Source organism: Nonomuraea sp. B208 (assembly GCF_057536035.1).
Genome location: NZ_BAAJOU010000021.1, coordinates 55,625 through 70,523 on the forward strand (window position 1 = coordinate 55,625; position 14,899 = coordinate 70,523).

At 69.5% G+C, this 14,899-nt stretch carries 19 protein-coding genes; 10 read left to right on the forward strand and 9 right to left on the reverse strand.

Features of this window, described 5'->3' with window-relative positions:
• Positions 1 to 24: 24 nt before the first annotated feature.
• The gene (locus AC27IY_RS16950) at positions 25 to 684 is read right to left on the reverse strand and encodes a TetR/AcrR family transcriptional regulator (RefSeq protein WP_487178477.1); all 660 of its coding nucleotides are present in this window, start codon (positions 682 to 684) and stop codon (positions 25 to 27) included.
• Between the two features lie 83 nt (positions 685 to 767).
• On the opposite strand from AC27IY_RS16950, the gene AC27IY_RS16955 reads away from it, so the two are divergent.
• Positions 768 to 1,235: an anthrone oxygenase family protein gene (locus tag AC27IY_RS16955; RefSeq protein WP_423452183.1), complete on the forward strand. Its 468-nt coding sequence runs from the start codon at positions 768 to 770 to the stop codon at positions 1,233 to 1,235.
• 10 nt (positions 1,236 to 1,245) lie between these two features.
• Here the strand turns inward: AC27IY_RS16955 and AC27IY_RS16960 are convergent, their stop codons facing one another.
• Both AC27IY_RS16960 and AC27IY_RS16965 read right to left on the reverse strand, forming a co-directional pair.
• Positions 1,246 to 2,085 carry a CU044_5270 family protein gene (locus AC27IY_RS16960; RefSeq protein WP_487178478.1) on the reverse strand — a complete coding sequence of 280 codons (840 nt, stop codon included), beginning with the start codon at positions 2,083 to 2,085 and terminating at the stop codon, positions 1,246 to 1,248.
• Positions 2,078 to 2,650, reverse strand: a complete 573-nt coding sequence (locus tag AC27IY_RS16965) for an RNA polymerase sigma factor (RefSeq protein WP_487178479.1) — start codon at positions 2,648 to 2,650, stop codon at positions 2,078 to 2,080. Before AC27IY_RS16965 ends, AC27IY_RS16960 begins: the two co-directional genes overlap by 8 nt.
• 149 nt (positions 2,651 to 2,799) lie before the next feature.
• On the opposite strand from AC27IY_RS16965, the gene AC27IY_RS16970 reads away from it, so the two are divergent.
• Positions 2,800 to 4,788, forward strand: coding sequence for a WD40 repeat domain-containing protein (locus AC27IY_RS16970; RefSeq protein ID WP_487178480.1), 1,989 nt, complete (start codon positions 2,800 to 2,802; stop codon positions 4,786 to 4,788).
• Positions 4,789 to 4,870: 82 nt separating this feature from the next.
• Here the strand turns inward: AC27IY_RS16970 and AC27IY_RS16975 are convergent, their stop codons facing one another.
• The 3 genes from AC27IY_RS16975 to AC27IY_RS16985 are packed head-to-tail and all read right to left on the reverse strand — an operon-like array spanning position 4,871 to position 7,461.
• Positions 4,871 to 5,758, reverse strand: coding sequence for a DUF3626 domain-containing protein (locus tag AC27IY_RS16975; RefSeq protein WP_487178481.1), 888 nt, complete (start codon positions 5,756 to 5,758; stop codon positions 4,871 to 4,873).
• On the reverse strand, positions 5,755 to 6,225 hold the full coding sequence (locus AC27IY_RS16980; protein WP_487178482.1) for a hypothetical protein: 471 nt from the start codon (positions 6,223 to 6,225) through the stop codon (positions 5,755 to 5,757). The genes AC27IY_RS16975 and AC27IY_RS16980 overlap by 4 nt, the downstream gene beginning before the upstream one ends.
• 21 nt (positions 6,226 to 6,246) lie before the next feature.
• Entirely contained in the window at positions 6,247 to 7,461 is a 1,215-nt protein-coding gene (locus tag AC27IY_RS16985; RefSeq protein ID WP_487178483.1) for a benzoate/H(+) symporter BenE family transporter, read from the reverse strand.
• Positions 7,462 to 7,561: 100 nt separating this feature from the next.
• Between AC27IY_RS16985 and AC27IY_RS16990 the strand changes: the two genes are divergently transcribed.
• The 7 genes from AC27IY_RS16990 (at position 7,562) to AC27IY_RS17020 (ending at position 12,690) form a co-directional block, all read left to right on the forward strand.
• Positions 7,562 to 8,104 (forward strand): helix-turn-helix domain-containing protein, encoded by a 543-nt coding sequence (locus AC27IY_RS16990; protein ID WP_371248763.1) that lies wholly within the window; start codon positions 7,562 to 7,564, stop codon positions 8,102 to 8,104.
• A 251-nt stretch (positions 8,105 to 8,355) separates the two neighbouring features.
• On the forward strand, positions 8,356 to 9,417 hold the full coding sequence (locus tag AC27IY_RS16995; RefSeq protein WP_487178484.1) for a HesA/MoeB/ThiF family protein: 1,062 nt from the start codon (positions 8,356 to 8,358) through the stop codon (positions 9,415 to 9,417).
• Positions 9,418 to 9,480: 63 nt separating this feature from the next.
• On the forward strand, positions 9,481 to 9,603 hold the full coding sequence (locus tag AC27IY_RS17000; RefSeq protein WP_487178486.1) for a hypothetical protein: 123 nt from the start codon (positions 9,481 to 9,483) through the stop codon (positions 9,601 to 9,603).
• 50 nt (positions 9,604 to 9,653) lie between these two features.
• Positions 9,654 to 10,238: a DUF6879 family protein gene (locus AC27IY_RS17005; protein ID WP_344213979.1), complete on the forward strand. Its 585-nt coding sequence runs from the start codon at positions 9,654 to 9,656 to the stop codon at positions 10,236 to 10,238.
• Positions 10,235 to 11,401 carry a hypothetical protein gene (locus AC27IY_RS17010; RefSeq protein ID WP_487178487.1) on the forward strand — a complete coding sequence of 389 codons (1,167 nt, stop codon included), beginning with the start codon at positions 10,235 to 10,237 and terminating at the stop codon, positions 11,399 to 11,401. The genes AC27IY_RS17005 and AC27IY_RS17010 overlap by 4 nt, the downstream gene beginning before the upstream one ends.
• Before the next feature lie 130 nt (positions 11,402 to 11,531).
• Positions 11,532 to 11,960, forward strand: a complete 429-nt coding sequence (locus AC27IY_RS17015; RefSeq protein WP_423452171.1) for a hypothetical protein — start codon at positions 11,532 to 11,534, stop codon at positions 11,958 to 11,960.
• A gap of 229 nt (positions 11,961 to 12,189) precedes the next feature.
• Entirely contained in the window at positions 12,190 to 12,690 is a 501-nt protein-coding gene (locus AC27IY_RS17020; protein ID WP_487178488.1) for an HIT family protein, read from the forward strand.
• A 4-nt stretch (positions 12,691 to 12,694) separates the two neighbouring features.
• Here AC27IY_RS17020 and AC27IY_RS17025 read toward each other — a convergent pair whose 3' ends face one another.
• Positions 12,695 to 13,102, reverse strand: coding sequence for a VOC family protein (locus AC27IY_RS17025; RefSeq protein ID WP_487178489.1), 408 nt, complete (start codon positions 13,100 to 13,102; stop codon positions 12,695 to 12,697).
• 55 nt (positions 13,103 to 13,157) lie between these two features.
• On the opposite strand from AC27IY_RS17025, the gene AC27IY_RS17030 reads away from it, so the two are divergent.
• Positions 13,158 to 13,646, forward strand: a complete 489-nt coding sequence (locus tag AC27IY_RS17030; protein ID WP_487178490.1) for a MarR family winged helix-turn-helix transcriptional regulator — start codon at positions 13,158 to 13,160, stop codon at positions 13,644 to 13,646.
• A 29-nt stretch (positions 13,647 to 13,675) separates the two neighbouring features.
• On the opposite strand, the gene AC27IY_RS17035 is transcribed toward AC27IY_RS17030, so the two are convergent.
• On the reverse strand, positions 13,676 to 13,981 hold the full coding sequence (locus AC27IY_RS17035; protein ID WP_344213965.1) for a hypothetical protein: 306 nt from the start codon (positions 13,979 to 13,981) through the stop codon (positions 13,676 to 13,678).
• Positions 13,982 to 14,244: 263 nt separating this feature from the next.
• Positions 14,245 to 14,883 carry a TetR/AcrR family transcriptional regulator gene (locus AC27IY_RS17040; RefSeq protein ID WP_487178491.1) on the reverse strand — a complete coding sequence of 213 codons (639 nt, stop codon included), beginning with the start codon at positions 14,881 to 14,883 and terminating at the stop codon, positions 14,245 to 14,247.
• Positions 14,884 to 14,899 lie beyond the last annotated feature (16 nt).

Here is a 14,899-nt window from a genome sequence, read left to right on the forward strand (position 1 = left end):
CTTCCCCAACGACCGCCGGCAGCGTCAAGCCTGGAGGAGGGCGGCCGCGAGGATCCCGGCCAGCCATTTCTCGTACTCGGCCTCGCTCCACCCGCAGACCTCGGTCAGCTTCTCGAAGTTCTCCGTCGAGGTGAGGACGTAGATCTGCGCGGCCGCCCTGGCAGGAGCGAGGCCCGGCCGCAGGGCCCCGAGCGCGTGCAGGTGGTGGGCCGGCCCGTGGCTGCCCTTCAGCCGCTCGCGTTCGATGTCGGCCAGGACCTCCTGGAGCCCCGCGTCGGCCGGGGAGGCGGCGGCGGCCGCGCGCAGGACGCGGTGCACGGGCTGGATGCGCCGGAGGATCCCGGTGGCCATGGCGGCGTACCGGGCCAGCTTGCGTGCGGGATCGGGTTCGTCGATGATCGCCTGCACCTCGGGGCGGTCGCTCTGCGGCAGGGGCCGGGCGTCGCCGGCCAGCGTGATGTCGTAGACGAGCTTGGCCAGGGCGGGCTTGCCTCCGGGGGAGGACGTGTACAGCGTCTGGAGCGCCACCCCCGCCTCGCGGGCGACCTCGGCCATGGTCGTGTCCGCGTAGCCCTTCCTGATCATGAGTTCCCGCGCCGCGCCCGCGATCCTCTGCCGCGTGGCCTCGGCCTGCTCCTGCCGCAGAGCGCTGGAGTAGGGACGGCGCTTCTTCCGCTCAGTCATCGCCAGCCATACTCCCAGAACCACATTGAATAGAAGCCCTTCTAATGAAAGCTTCTGTCTATACCCAACTCCCGGAGATGCCGATGTCCTTGGTGCTGACCGCGGCCAGGATGGTCGCGCTGCTGCTGATCGGCCTGTACGCGGGCGGCGTCGTCTTCGTCCTCCTCGCCCCGTCCGTGGCCCGCCTGCCGGGACCTGCCTACGTCCGGTACTGGCAGGCGCTCAACGTCGACTACGGCCGCGCCATGCCGCCGCTGCTGCTGGCCGGCATCGCGGCGCTGATCGTCGCGGCCGCCCTGTCGTGGCCCCGAGGATGGTTCGCCTTCGGCCTCACCGCCGCCGCCCTGATCCTGGTGATCCTCACCGTGGCCCTCACCCTGACGGGCCTGGAGCCACTCAACCGGCTGGCGGACGCCTGGGACCCCGACCTCCTGCCCGCCGACTGGGAGGAGAGCCGCCGTCGGTGGTTGAACCTGCACCTCGTACGGACCGCGCTCGCGCTCGCGGCGTTCGCCTCCCTGATCACCGTCCAGACCTTCGACCGCACCTGAACAGCGGCCTTCAGCGCGGGAACTCGTCCGTCCACCCGGTGGTGACGGAGATGTACGAGTTGCTGATCGCCGCACCTCCTTCGGCGGTCAGCAGGATGGTGGCACGCGTCACCCGGGCGGCCTCAGGATCGACGACCATCTTGACCTCCACCTTCCCGGAGAGCGGGATCACCAGCTCCTGCCCGTCCTCGACAGGCCCCACGTTCCTGACCCCGGGGGTGGCGGCGAGGGCCTCGAATGCCGCCGAACGGACCCGCGCGGGCGTCGGCAGCTCCGTGATCAGCTCGATCAGCGGGGAGACGAGCTCGCCTTGCCGGTCGGCAGGGAACATGGCGCTGTCCTGGCGGGGCAGCCCGGCGATGTGCTCCTTCAGCTTCTCCGGATCCGCCGGAAGCCCTTCGAGCTCCTCGAACCCGATCTCGGCGCCCATGAGTCTGAACGGCGCCGGGTCCTCGACGACCGAGCCGGGCGTGGCGGACGGCTCGTTCCTGGACCAGTGGCGGCCGTCGCGGGTGGTCCAGCTCTCCTGCACATGGGGCCCGTCCGGGCCCTGGAACGTACGCTTGATGTGCCAGTAGGTCCCCGTCCCCTGGGAGACGTGCTCGGCGCTGGCCGCCGCCATGAGCAGGACGTCCCTGCCCGAGACCGGCGCGGCGGCGGGCTGGAACACGCCGGCGACGATCAATGCGGCGGCCACCGCGGCGGCCACCGCCATGCCCAGCACCGGCAGGCGCCGGCGGGCGCGGCTGCGCCTCATCCTGTCCTGGAGACGTCCCCTGCTGCGGGCGATCGCCTCGGCGGACGGCTCGGGCTTGGCCAGAAGGGTCGCGACGGCGTTCAGGTCATCCACGGGCTTTCTCCTTGTCGACGATGGCGACGATCTTGCTGCGGGCCCGGCTGAGCCGGGAGCCCACGGTGCCGACGGCGATGCCGAGCGCCTGAGCCACTTCGTCATAACTGAGCTGGCCCAGGGCCACGAGCAGCAGCACGTCGCGCTCGCCGCCGGACAGGGCGGCCAGCGCCCTGGCCAGCTGCGGCTGCATGCGCTCGGCGGCGACCGAGGTGACGACCCGGTCCTCGTGGCCTTCCACGACGGGCTCGGGTCCCAGCTTGGCCAGCGCCTTGTAGTGGCGGGTCTCCTTGCGGCGGTGCCTGGCGATCAGATTGGTGGCGATGCCGAACAGCCAGGGCCGAAGGTCTCCGCGTTCCGGGTCGTACCGGTCGCGCCGGTCGAAGGCCAGCAGGAACGTCTCGGCGGTGAGGTCCTCGGCGATCTGCGTGTCCAGGCGGCCCGCGACGTACAGGTAGATGTCGCGGTAGTAGCGGTCGTGGACGGCGGTGAACAGGTGGGGGTCGCGCCGGTACCGGGCGACGAGCTCGGCGTCGGTCACCTGTTCGCTCGCTTCGGCGCTCACGTTCTTGTCTCCGGCATGCGGTCTGCCTTCTGGGTCTGCGGTCTCGATCACCCATCCTTCGCCGCAGCCCGGAATCGTCTTCCCACACGCCGGCGGTATGCCCCAGGTTTTCGGGACGTGTCCCGTTATAGGCGCCTAAGATGCGCGGCATGTCGTCCCTGCCCCGCCATGAGGCACCGATCAGCCGTCCCGCTGCCTGGCGTGTGCAGCCGACGTGGACCAGTCTGCTGCCGAAGGGCGTGAAGTCATGCCCGCCGCTGGGCTCCGCGGACGGCCACACCACTTATGTGTCGGCGGTGGTGGCCACGGTCCTCGACGGCCGTCCCGTGGCGGTCACCGGGAGCGGCGACAACACCGTACGGGTCTGGGATCTGTCCACCGGTGACCTGATCGGCGCCCCATGGACCGGTCACACGAACACGGTGCGGGCGCTGGCGATGTCCGTGCTGGACGGCCGTCCCGTCGTGGTCAGCGGTGGTGACGACGGCACCGTACGGGTGTGGGAGCTCGCGTCCGGCAAGCCGGTCGGCGAGCCGTTCCACCTCCAGGACGGCGTGCGGGCCCTCGCGATCGCCGAACGCCATGGCCGCCAGGCGGTGGTCACCGCGTGCTACCACACGCCGGTAGGAGTATGGGACCTGGAGACGCGGCAGGAGGTGATGGAGCCGATCCGCGGCCACAGCGGTCCGGTGTACGCGGTGGCGACCGCCGTGCTGGACGGCCGCTGGGTGGCCGTCACGAGCGACCGAACGGTCCGGGTGTGGGACCTGGACACCGGTGACCCGGTCGGCAGCCCGTTCACCCGCGACAGCGGACACGTGAGCGCGCTCGCGGTCACGGAGCTGACTCCCGGTCATCCGGTGGTCGTCTCCGGTGGCTACCAGACGACCACCCGCGTGTCGGACCTGGCCACCGGCCTGCCGGTCGGTGACCTCCCCCGATCGGTGGACCTGAAGTCCGTGACGACCACGGTCATGGACAACCGACCGCTGGCGATCACCTGCACCTCCGACGAGCCCACCATCCAGGTATGGGACCTGCGAACGGCCGAGCTGGTCGATGAGCTGTACCCCCAGCATCCCCGCGCGCTGCTCGCGGTGGCGACGGCTGTGATGGACGGCCGGCAGGTGGTGGTGTCGAGCTGCGACGGCGGATCGGTCCGGGTGTCCGACCTGGTCGTCGACCGGCCGGCCGACAAGCCGGAACGCCACGACGCCGCGATCACGGCGGTGGCCACCACTTCAGTGGCCGGCCGGCCGGTGGCGGTCACCGGGAGCGCTGACGCGACCGTACGGGCGTGGGATCTGGAAACCGGCGATCAGGTGTGCCGGCCACTCACGGACCACACCGGCGCCATCACCGTCGTGGCCGCGACCCAGGTGGACGGCCGGGCGGTGGCGCTCGCCGGAGGCAAGGACGGCGAGGCCCGTGTCTGGGACCTCGCCCTGGGGAAAGCGGCCGGAGCGCCGCTGGCCGCCCACCGCGGCCCGATCACCGCGATCGCCGCCGACGACACGGACGACCCGCCCCGGGCCATCACCGCCGGCGACGACAAGACCATCCGGGTATGGGATCTCCGCACCGGCGAGGAGACCGGAAACCCCCGCAAGAGCGACCACCGATCCGTACAGGCCCTCACCACCACCACGCTCGACGATCGGCCCGTCGCTCTCCTCGGACGTCGGGGCGGCGGCTTCCGGGTCCGTGATCTCACCGCGAACCGCGACACCCAGCTCCAGACCACCGGGAGCAACGGCAAACCGGTGCGTCTCGTGGCCGCCACCCTCGCGGACGGACGACCCATCGCCGTCACCACGAACGACGACTGGCGCGACCCATGGACGAAGGTCTGGGACGTCGCCACCGCCCAGCAGATCGGTCAGCTCCGCACGACGTACAAGGACGTCTACATGATGAACGTGGACGTCCTCGCCGCCACCACGATCGACGGCCACCCCATCGCGCTCACCGCGAGCCAGAGAACGGTAGCGGCCTGGAGCCTCGCCACCTTCGACAGGATCATCCCTGACCTCGCATTCCCCGACCAGGTCAACGCCGTCGCCGCCACCCCACAGGGTCACGTCATCGTCTGCTTCGGCCGCGACATCGCCGTCCTCACCATGGCCAGATCGAGCTGACCGCGGCCTGGTCCGGCAGGACCGCGAAGATCTCCGATGCCAGGCTCTCGGCCTCCTCGCCGAGCATGGCACTCAAGCGACCTCATGAAGGACAGCAGGCAGTCGCCGGGTCAGGAATCCCGCCGATCGGGGGCAGAGGCGAGCCGAAGCGCGCCACGCAGTGCCAGACCTTCTTCAGCGCCTGCGCGTCGTAGCGCCCGGTGCGGGCGGCTTCGCCGATGATCCGCGGATCGAGCAGGCCGTCGACCGCGATCTCCGCGCCGAGCGCCACGTACTCCTGTCCCCGGTAGTCAGGGTGGCGCCGCAGATGCTCGACCGTGAGCCGGAAGCCGGGATGCCATTCCACCGGGCACGGAAGCCGGCGGGCCGCGGCCTCCACGGCCGTGCCGCGATGGCTGAGGTCGAGGACCAGGGCCTCGACGTCCCGGTCGAGCCTGACCGGCCCGTGCACCTGGGCCTCGATGTAGTCGTCCAGAAGGTCGGGGTCGTCGGCCTCGGCCAGCTCGATCAGCGCCATACGGGATGCGACGCCGAACGCCGAAGGCTCGAAGAAGCTGTCCGGGTAGCAGAAGGTGGTCCGGCGAAGAGTCTCGGCCGTCAGCCTGAAGTGGGCGGATCCGAACCGTGGCGCGGCGCCGCTGGACCTGCGCCGGAAGTTCAGGGCACCGTAGACGGGGCGCTCCTCCGCGGGCGCGTGGTCGTACGCGCCGCCGAAGATCGTGCTCTCCCACCGCCACCGGTCGCCGCCGGGGTGGGCGGTGAGTCCCCCGTTGCTCGTCCCGGTGACGAACTGCGACAGGTAGACGCCGTCGTCGGCCAGCCTGAGCAGGATCTCCCGATCGCCGACCAGGCGGTCGGGGTGGAAGTTGAGCGTCACGCGCGACCGGGGTTCGAGCGGGGCCCCTGACGACAGGGCCTCGACATGGCGGAGGGCTCGCTCCTGTGGTGATGTGACCGGGTCGGCGCTCATCCGCGCAGTCCGTCCCTACGTGGACGCCTTTGACGACGTACCGGAGCAGTTCGCGGGTCGTAACCGGACCATCGCACCAAGACGATGGACAGACCGACGAAGATCGTGAACACGCCGGAGGCGAGGGCCAGGAACGCCATGAACCACTCGCCGTCCGGATCGCCGAGCCCGGAGGGGCGTCCGTCGACCCAGCTCATCGTGGGCCAGGCCTGGGTGGCGACGAGCACCCCGAACGCGGCGGTGATCGTACCCAGGACATGACCAGGGGGACGGCTCCACCGGCCCGTGGCGGCAAGCACGAAGCCGGCCACCAGCCCGACCGAGACCCCTGCGAACTGGCCCATGTCCAGCGCCATCAGGGCTGCGAGCCGCGCGTGCTCGAACCCTTCACCACGTTGCAGCCACAGGAGCGGCACCGCGATCACACCACCGAGCAGGCCGACCGCCAATAAACGGAGCATCACCACCTACGACATGATCGCGGACCACTACGAAGGCTGATCGGCCGGCACGCGTTCCGCAGCGGTTTCGGACGGCGATCGCTGCTGTTCCGCCGGTGGTCGCCGGTGCAGCAGGAGTGCGGTCAGGCCGCCCGCGACCAGGCCCCAGAACGCCGCGCCGATGCTCAGGATCGTCATCCCCGACGCCGTGACCACGAAAGTGACCACCGCGGCCTCCCGCCCCTCCGGTTCGGTCACCGCCTGGGCCAGTGACGACCCGAGCGCCGACAGCAACGCGAGGCCGGCCACCGCGGTGACCAGTACGGGCGGGGACAGCAGCACCAGAGCCATGGCCAAGCCGGCGCCGAGACCGAGCGCCAGCTGCCCGGCGCCGAGGGCCGCCGTCGCGATCCACCGGCGGCCGGGGTCGGGGTGGGTGTCCGGGCCGGCGGTCATCGCCGCGGTGATCGCGGCCAGGTTGACGGCGTGACCGCCGAACGGCGCCGCCAGCGCGCTCGCCAGGCCGGTCGTGACGAGGACCGGCCGCAAGGGCGGCGCGTACCCGTACGTCGCCATGACGGCCATGCCGGGAACGTTCTGCGCGGCCATGGTGACGAGGAACAGCGGGACGGCGATGCTCACCACCACGGACGGGTTCAGCGTCGGGGCGGTCAGCTCGACCGCGGGCCGCAGCGCGGCGCCGGCCAGGCCGTCGCCGGTCCCGTGCACCGCGATGGCGATGACCGCCACCACGAGCGCGCCGGGTACGGCCCACTGCCGCAGGTACCGCTGCAACACCGCCCAGGTCAGGACGACCGGCACGGCCAGCAGCGGGACGTCGACGACGGCGCGGACCGGCGCGGTGCACAGGCTGAGGATGACGCCCGCCAGCATGGCGCCGGCGATCGGCCGCGGGATGGCGGCGATCGCCCGGGCCGGCCAGGGCGAAAGGCCGGCCAGCACGATGAGCGCGGCGCAGACGATGAACGCCCCGACCGCGGCCGGAAAACCGCCGGGCACGGGACCGGTCGCCACCAGCAGCGCCGCGCCGGGGGTCGACCAGGCGATGCTGATCGGCATGCGGTAGCGCAGCCCGAGGAAGATCGCCGCCACCCCGACGCCGCAGCAGAGGGCGAGCAGCCCGGAAGCGGCCTGCCCCGGCGTCGCCCCGACGGCACGCAGCCCGGCGAGCACGACGGTGAACGAACTGGCGTAGCCGACCACCGCACTGACCAGCCCCGCCATGACGGCCTGCAGCCGCATGCCCACCCCCGCCTCCCGGACACCGTTCCGTTTACGGAACGAACCCTAGCCAGGTGGTCACCGCGGGACAAGCCCGGCGGCGGAATGCAAGGATTGCCGGATGGACGGCCGTGAGACGGATATCGGGAGCCGGCTGCGGCGACTGCGGGAGGCCCGCGGCATCTCCCTGTCGGCGCTGGCCCGCAGCGCCGGCATCGGCAAGGCCACCCTGTCCGGCCTGGAACTGGGCACCCGCAACCCGACCTTGGAGACGCTCTACGCGGTGGCGGGAGCCTTGGGCGTTCCGCTGACGACCCTGGTCCTGGAGCCCGGCGCGTCGCCAGCGGAGGCCGTCCACGTGCCCGGCGCCGCCGTGACGGCCACCCTGCTGGAGGTCTTCGAGGAGCCGACCGCGACGTTCGAGCTGCTGCGCATGCGCGTCCGCCCTGGCATCGTGCAACACTCGCCGCCCCACGCCCCCGGCGTGACCGAACACGTCACGGTCTACGCGGGCGTGCTGCGCGCCGGCCCGGCCGACGCCCCTCTGGTGGCCGCGCCGGGCGAGCACATCTCCTGGCAGGCCGACGTCCCCCACGTCTACAGCACCGTCGGCCCGGACGAAGCGCTGGCCACCCTGCTGATCCGCTCCCCCCGACAGAACTGAGCCACCGAACGCCAGGCTGATAAGGCTCATGTGCTCGTCAGGTCATTTCTCGGCTCGCTCGCGATCAGATCACCGAAGTCGATCAGGCAGACGTGGCATTTGTGCAAAGGCGCGGCCGACGACCTGCGGGTCACCGAGCTCCTTCTCGGCAAGCGCCTCACCTCCACGGCAGGCGGCCCGATCGCGTGCGTGACCGCAGCCTGAAGCGCTCGATCTTGACGCTGCGACGCGCCGCTGCCGACCATCGGTGAATGCGCCTTCCCCGTGTGAAACCGGAACACGCCCCGTACCGGCTCAGCGACGGCACGATCCGTCTCGGCGGCGCCCTGCACGGGATAGCGTCGGAGATCGCGGATGCCGACGGCTGGGCATGGGCCGCCCTGATGCTCATGAACGGCACCCGGTCCACCGCGGAGATCGCCTCCGAGCTCCGCTCCGGCTTCCCCGACCTGACCGCCGAGGACGCCGAAGGCATCGTCGCGACCCTCCTGTCCTCCGGCCACGTGGAAGAGGCCGCCCCCGGCCCGTGCCAGGAGCTGGCCGAGCAGGAGCAGGAACGCTACAGCCGGAGCAGGGACTACTTCCGCTGGGTGGATCTCACCCCGCGCGACCACGGATGGGAACCCCAGCTGCGGATCAAGGACGCTCGCGTGCTGGTGCTCGGCCTGGGCGGGACCGGCAGTCACGCGGCCTGGTCGCTGGCCGCCGCAGGAGTGGGCCGGCTGCACTTGGTGGATCCTGACGTCGTGGAGCTGTCGAATCTCAACCGGCAGCTGCTCTACACCGAAGCAGACATCGGCCGGCCCAAGACCGAAGTGGCGCTGGAACGGCTGCGCCAGGTCAACTCCGGTGTCGAGATCACCGTGGAGAAATCGACGGTGGGCAGCCCCGAGCAACTGGCAAGCCTGGTCGGCGGCTTCGACGTCCTGGCGCTGTGCGCCGATCGGCCGCGCGAGCCCTCCGGCATCCAGAGCTGGGCCAATCGCGCGTGCTGGCAGGCGGGGATCCCGTGGGTGAGCGGCGGGTACAACGGTCCCCTCGTCAGCGTGGGCGTCTTCGGCCCCGGCGGGCCGTGTTTCGCCTGCGTACGAGCCGGCATACCGCCGCAGCCCGGCGCCGACTACGCCTGGCCCGGGGTGACCGGCGCGTCCGCGGGGTTGTCCGGGCATCTGGTCGCGCACGACGTCCTGGCGCTCGTGACCGGGACTCTGGCCACACCGCCGGGCTACTTCCACGGGGTGACGCTGCTGGACCCGGACGGGCACGTGTACGCCCGCCATCCATCGCGACCCGAGTGCGAAATCTGTTCTTGATCTGCGGCCGAAGGGATCATACTCTCGCCGTTACCGTTCCCGACCCGATCGGTAAGGAGTGTCATGAGTAACACCACCTCCCCGGAACCACAGCAGGAGCGGAAGCCGCGTAAGAAAATCATTGTGCGCCGGCTGGAAAAGATCGAGCCCACCACGATGACTCCCAGCCAGGGCAACTCCAACTGATCAACGTGCGGGCAGGGCGACCTGCCCGCACCTGCATCTCGGGAGGCGTGATGAGTGACGTTCTGAGCCGCTTGATCAACGTGCCCGCCAAGGCGATGAACGCGGCCGAATACGGAGCCGACTTCGCCAGGGAGTTCGACCGCGCCGCCGGAGTCGTGTGGAAGCTCGAACGCGCCCAGCATTTCGACGAGGGGGATCTGCCCAGCTATCTGGCGATGCTCGACGGAGACTGGGACCGGGCGATGGAGCTGGCGGAACAGATGCGTCCCGGTTTTCGCGCCGACAATCCCGATCGGATGGACTTCCGCCGGATCCGAGTGGTGGAAGAGCCGTTCTCCCCGTACGTTCGCTGGGAGCTCGCGTTGCTCTCCATGCGCGCCGAGGAGGGTGAGAACAGCAGGGTCGTGCCCGTCTCGGCGGTGCACCCGTACGAGGCCGAGGGGCCCGTGCCGGAGCTGGTCCTGTTCAACCCGACCCTGCTGTACGAGGTGCGCTACGACGAGACCGGAAGGCACACCGGCGCACGCAAGATCACCGACCCGCGCGCCGTCGAGCCTTGCATACCGGTCCTGGCAGATCTCTTCGAGAAGGGCGAGGACCTGCGTACGTACTGCGCCAGGATGAGGGTGGCTTGACGGTCGCCTTCCACCGTCTCGGTGTCCGCCGTGACGGCGACGAGTGGATCGTCGGGCGGGTGGACTCGGGCGACTTCGTGGCCGTACCCGAGGAAGGACTGCTGGCCATCCGCCTGCTGGGGCAGGGGATGAGCGTCGAGCAGGTACGCGCCCGCCTGTGGGAGGAGACCGGCACCGACCTCGACGTGGACGACTTCGTCGCCGACCTGTCGGACGCGGGTCTGGTGGCCGAGGTCGAGGGGCGACCCGTACCGAGCCCGCCGCCACCGCGACCGACCTTCCCCTGGCTCCAGCCCCGGTACGTGCGCTGGACGCTGCATCCCGCGCTGCACCTGGCCCTGTCGGTGCCGATCGGGACGGGAATCGCCTGCCTGGCCTTACGCCCCGCGATCTTCCCGGGATGGGAAGCGGCCTTGTGGACCGGCCACGGCGTCGCCGTACTGCTGACCTGGGCGGCGATCGCCTGGCTGACGACGGGGCTCCACGAGCTGGCTCATCTGGTCACCGCCAGGGCCGCCGGAGTGCCGGCGCGGATGACCCTGGGCACGCGCCTGCAGTTCCTGGTGGCCCAGACCGACGTCTCGGGGATCTGGCTGGCGCCGACCCGCGTCCGCGTCACCGTCTACCTGTCCGGTATAGCCGTCGATCTGACGATCTGTGGCATGGCCCTGACCTGGGCGTACCTCATGGGGCCGAACCCGCTCACCTCCTGGACCATCCTCATCCAGGCACTGCGCCTGGCCAATCAGCTCCTGGTGTTCATGCGTACCGACCTGTACTTCCTGCTGCAGGACGTCACCGGCTGCCGCAACCTGTACGGCGACGGCGCCGCCTACGTGCGCGGCCTCCTGCGCGGCAGGCGGAACACCCTGGCCGCGCTGCCGCCACGCGAGCGGCTCAGCGTGCGCCTCTACGCGATGCTCCAGAGTGTCGGCACCGTCGCCTGCCTCGCGTTCGCGGCGCTGTTCACGCTGCCTCTGGTGATCACCCTGATCGCCCACTCGGTCCGGGACCTGCTGGCGGCGGTGGAGCCGTGGGCGATGGCCGAGGCGGTCGTGGTGCTGGTGCTCGTCATCGTTCCGGACGTGCTCTGGGCCCGCGTGTGGTGGCGCAGGCACGGGCCACGGATCAGACGAGCGACAGCGGCGGTGGTACGCGGGTAATGGAACGCCCCAGCTTGACTGGAAAATGCACGAATTTTTGCCCGGTCTTGTCCAGATGCAGTGATCCACGCCAGAATCAGTTCAGCCTTCAACTACTGGGTTGGAGCGTCACCGCACGGATAGGAGAGGCATGAAGCGCACCATCTCCGTTCTCGTCGCCACCGGCGTCCTCGGCGCCACGCTCACCGGCACCAGTCCCGCCTCCGCATCCACCTCCGCCGTCGACTGCGCGGCAGGCGGATACACCCGGGTCCACAACAGCTACGTCCCCACCAACATCGAGAGGCCCGCGATCGACGGCCGCAGCTACAACATCGGCGGCCCGCTCGCGTACACGTACGAGATCTGCCTCGACATCCCGGACACCTCGACCTTCACCATCGAGGTGCGGAGCTGGAACAACGGCTCACAGAGCTCGTTCGTGGACGACCGGCCCGGGGACAAGATCTTCCGCTACTCGCTCGCCCCCAACAGCTTCTGGCAGGTCTACGGCACGCTGACCGGGCCCGGCAGCACCTACCTCTACTACACCTGGTACGAGAAGCAGATCCCGGCCTGACCCGGAACAGACTGACAAAAGGCCACATCCCGCTTACGAGGGGATGTGGCCTTTGATTTGGAGTATCTCGGCGGCCAATACGACCATGTCCCGCCCATGCGTGTAGTACTTGAGCGCATATTGGTCATCAATCACCAAGAGGACCTTCTCGAACGCCGATGTCAGCCATGTCAGGCGAGAGCGGTGCCGTCATGCGGAAAATCCTCCCAGAGTTCCAGAAAAGGCAGCGATGACTGATCCCATCAAGCGCGTGCCGTTCGACGTGGAAAGCTACATCCGCCGTTCCCGTACGGGACCGTGCTTCATCTGCGCGATCGTCAGCAGAGATCCCGCCCAGCCGGAGGAAATCGTCTACGACGACGGCGAGCACATCGCGTTCCTTGCCCGCTTCGCCTCGCTGCCGGGCTATGTCCTCGTGGCGCCCAAAGCCCACATCGAACACGTCGTCCGAGACCTCACTGAGGACCAGTTCGTCACGGTGATGCGGATTGTGCGCCGAGTCGCTCTGGCCTTGGAAGCGAGCGTGCCCTGCGAGCTAACGTACCTGTTGTCCTTGGGCAGCCAGCAGGGCAACGCCCACCTGCACTGGCACGTCGCGGCTCTGCCGCCTGGCGTGCCGTACGAACAGCAGCAGTACCACGCCCTCATGGCAGAGAACGGGATCGTCGAGCACACCCCCGAGGAGGCCGCCGCCTTGGCCACCGCGATAAGGAATGCCTTGGACGCATAGCTTGTCAGTACGTCTGCAACTCCAGCAGATGGCCCTCCGGATCACGCAGATGCGCCGTACGAAGGCCAGAGCCCCACTCCGGCCGGTCCGTCGGCGGTGCCACGGCCTGACCCCCCTGACGCAGGCAGAACCGGTAGCCGGCGTCCACGTCCGCCACCCGGCTGACGAACATCACCACGTCCTGCACCGCAGGACCGTGCTCCGGCAGGTCCGCGGTGCCGGCCACCCGGGCCATGGCCTCGCGGTCGAACAGCGTCAGCACCCCCTGCCCGCCGACGTCCCAGTGAGCGTACGGGCCCGCTTCGGTGCCCTGCACCCGCTCGGCGCCGATCAGCTCAGGGAGCACGGCGTCATAGAAGCGAAAGGCCGCAGCGAAGTCGTCGGCCAGCAAACGAGGGTGGAACCCGTCCATTCCCGCTCCAATCGTAGGTTCGCACCAATCATAGGTTTCAACCTACAATAGCTCGGTGACCAAGACACCACCCCGCCTGGCAGCGCTGACCCCCTACCTGCTGTCCAAGACCGGCAAGGCCGTACGCGGCCAGGTCGCCTCCCGGCTCGCCCTGCATGGAATGCGGATGTGGCACATGGCGATCCTGGACGCCCTGGCCGGCTCCGGGCCGCGCTCACAGCGGGAGCTCGCCGCCACGCTGGCGATCGACCCCAGCGACGTGACCAAGGTGCTGGACGAACTGGTCTCCGCCGGCCACGTCGAACGCACCCGCGACCCGCGAGACCGCCGCCGCATCCACGTCAAGCTCACTCCCGCGGGAGCCGACGCCCTCGCCGACCTGGCCGCCGAAGTGTCAGCGGTCGAGGACGAAGTGCTGGCGCTTCTGGACGCAGCGGAGCGCGCCCAGCTCCACACCCTGCTGACCCGGGTCTTCCACCACCTCGAAGGTGCTGCCGTACGAAATCAAAAAGCCACTTCCCGTTCTGCGGAAGTGGCTTTTTAGCTGACGCTTTGCCACCTGCGGAAACCTGATCAGTCAACGCACATCGCTTCGTGGGTAGACCTGAAGACCCATGTGCCACCACCTGGAGAGGAATAGATCGTCAGCGTGTAATAGGTCCCAGGGGTGCAGTCGTGGCCGACCGCGAGGACGGCCTCCCGGGCCCGCTGTTCGGCCGCCGCCAGCCCGGCCGCGTGGGTGCTGCCCGCCCCCAGAGCGGTGGCGCTGCGGGGAGTGTCATAGCCGTCGGCGTGCGCGGCCACGGGCGCGGTTGCCAGGCCGACCGCCACCACCGCTGGGACGAGGCCCAGCCGGTGGAGCCAAGTGACTTTCTGCATGCTTCTCCTTACAGGGGACGGGCAGTTGATCGATCAAAGTAGATTTAGCGCACGTCGATATCGCGGCGATATTCACCACTTGGACACAAAGATCTGCCGGCCGTCGTCCTCCTGGCGGAACACGTGGCGAAGGGCACCCCAGAAAATCGGCTTTCAGGTAATCTCGCCCCATTAAGGCGGCCTCAATGCTTTGACCTGCAGATTGAATTCGCCGAGTCGTTTGAAATTACTGAATTACGCGGAACGCAGGTATCAGGCGATCACTACCCTGGGCCGGCGCAGAGCTGGGAGGTCAAAGTGGTGCGGGCCCACTCTTCCCATGTGTCCGCCGACCAACTGCGGTCGCGGACGAAGATCAGGTAGAGCTCCGGACTGAGCAGGCCGAACAGCAGATCCGCCGCCATCTCGACGGAGAGGCCGGGCCGGACGTCGGGCTTGCCGACCAGGGCTTCGGCCGCCGCGTACTGCACGGTGTAACGCGGGTCGGGCCCATTCGGCCACTGCGCGGCGATCTCGGGGTCGGTGGCCGCAGCGGACGCGATCAGCGGCATGATCGGGGCGACCCGGCCCAGAATCTCGCAGGTGCCGCGGACGTGCGCGCGCAGCTGTCCGGCCGCGGTGGGCTCGGCACACGCGGCTCGAAACCATTCGCGATCCATCGTGGCGACGGGCTCGGTGTCCCCGGCGATGGACGTGTCGACGACGTCCTTGAACAGCGTCCGCTTGTTGCGGAAGACGAAGTAGACCGTCTGGACGGCCACACCTGCCCGGTCGGCGACCTCCTGAAGGCTCGTCGCTCCGTAACCCTGTGCGACGAACAACTCGCGAGCCGCCTCGACGACCTTCTCACGGGTACGGCGTGAGCGCTCGGCTCGCTTGTCCGGCCGGTTGACTCTCTCCATTGTGCGAGTATAACTT

What these genes read in the sequence shown, in the direction of transcription:
- AC27IY_RS16950 (WP_487178477.1), bottom strand. Translation starts at nt 684, where the DNA reads ATGACTGAGCGGAAGAAGCGCCGTCCCTACTCCAGCGCTCTGCGGCAG.
- AC27IY_RS16955 (WP_423452183.1), top strand. Translation starts at nt 768, where the DNA reads ATGTCCTTGGTGCTGACCGCGGCCAGGATGGTCGCGCTGCTGCTGATC.
- AC27IY_RS16970 (WP_487178480.1), top strand. Translation starts at nt 2,800, where the DNA reads ATGTCGTCCCTGCCCCGCCATGAGGCACCGATCAGCCGTCCCGCTGCC.
- AC27IY_RS16975 (WP_487178481.1), bottom strand. Translation starts at nt 5,758, where the DNA reads ATGAGCGCCGACCCGGTCACATCACCACAGGAGCGAGCCCTCCGCCAT.
- AC27IY_RS16985 (WP_487178483.1), bottom strand. Translation starts at nt 7,461, where the DNA reads ATGCGGCTGCAGGCCGTCATGGCGGGGCTGGTCAGTGCGGTGGTCGGC.
- AC27IY_RS16990 (WP_371248763.1), top strand. Translation starts at nt 7,562, where the DNA reads ATGGACGGCCGTGAGACGGATATCGGGAGCCGGCTGCGGCGACTGCGG.
- AC27IY_RS16995 (WP_487178484.1), top strand. Translation starts at nt 8,356, where the DNA reads ATGCGCCTTCCCCGTGTGAAACCGGAACACGCCCCGTACCGGCTCAGC.
- AC27IY_RS17000 (WP_487178486.1), top strand. Translation starts at nt 9,481, where the DNA reads ATGAGTAACACCACCTCCCCGGAACCACAGCAGGAGCGGAAGCCGCGT.
- AC27IY_RS17005 (WP_344213979.1), top strand. Translation starts at nt 9,654, where the DNA reads ATGAGTGACGTTCTGAGCCGCTTGATCAACGTGCCCGCCAAGGCGATG.
- AC27IY_RS17015 (WP_423452171.1), top strand. Translation starts at nt 11,532, where the DNA reads ATGAAGCGCACCATCTCCGTTCTCGTCGCCACCGGCGTCCTCGGCGCC.
- AC27IY_RS17020 (WP_487178488.1), top strand. Translation starts at nt 12,190, where the DNA reads ATGACTGATCCCATCAAGCGCGTGCCGTTCGACGTGGAAAGCTACATC.
- AC27IY_RS17025 (WP_487178489.1), bottom strand. Translation starts at nt 13,102, where the DNA reads ATGGACGGGTTCCACCCTCGTTTGCTGGCCGACGACTTCGCTGCGGCC.
- AC27IY_RS17035 (WP_344213965.1), bottom strand. Translation starts at nt 13,981, where the DNA reads ATGCAGAAAGTCACTTGGCTCCACCGGCTGGGCCTCGTCCCAGCGGTG.
- AC27IY_RS17040 (WP_487178491.1), bottom strand. Translation starts at nt 14,883, where the DNA reads ATGGAGAGAGTCAACCGGCCGGACAAGCGAGCCGAGCGCTCACGCCGT.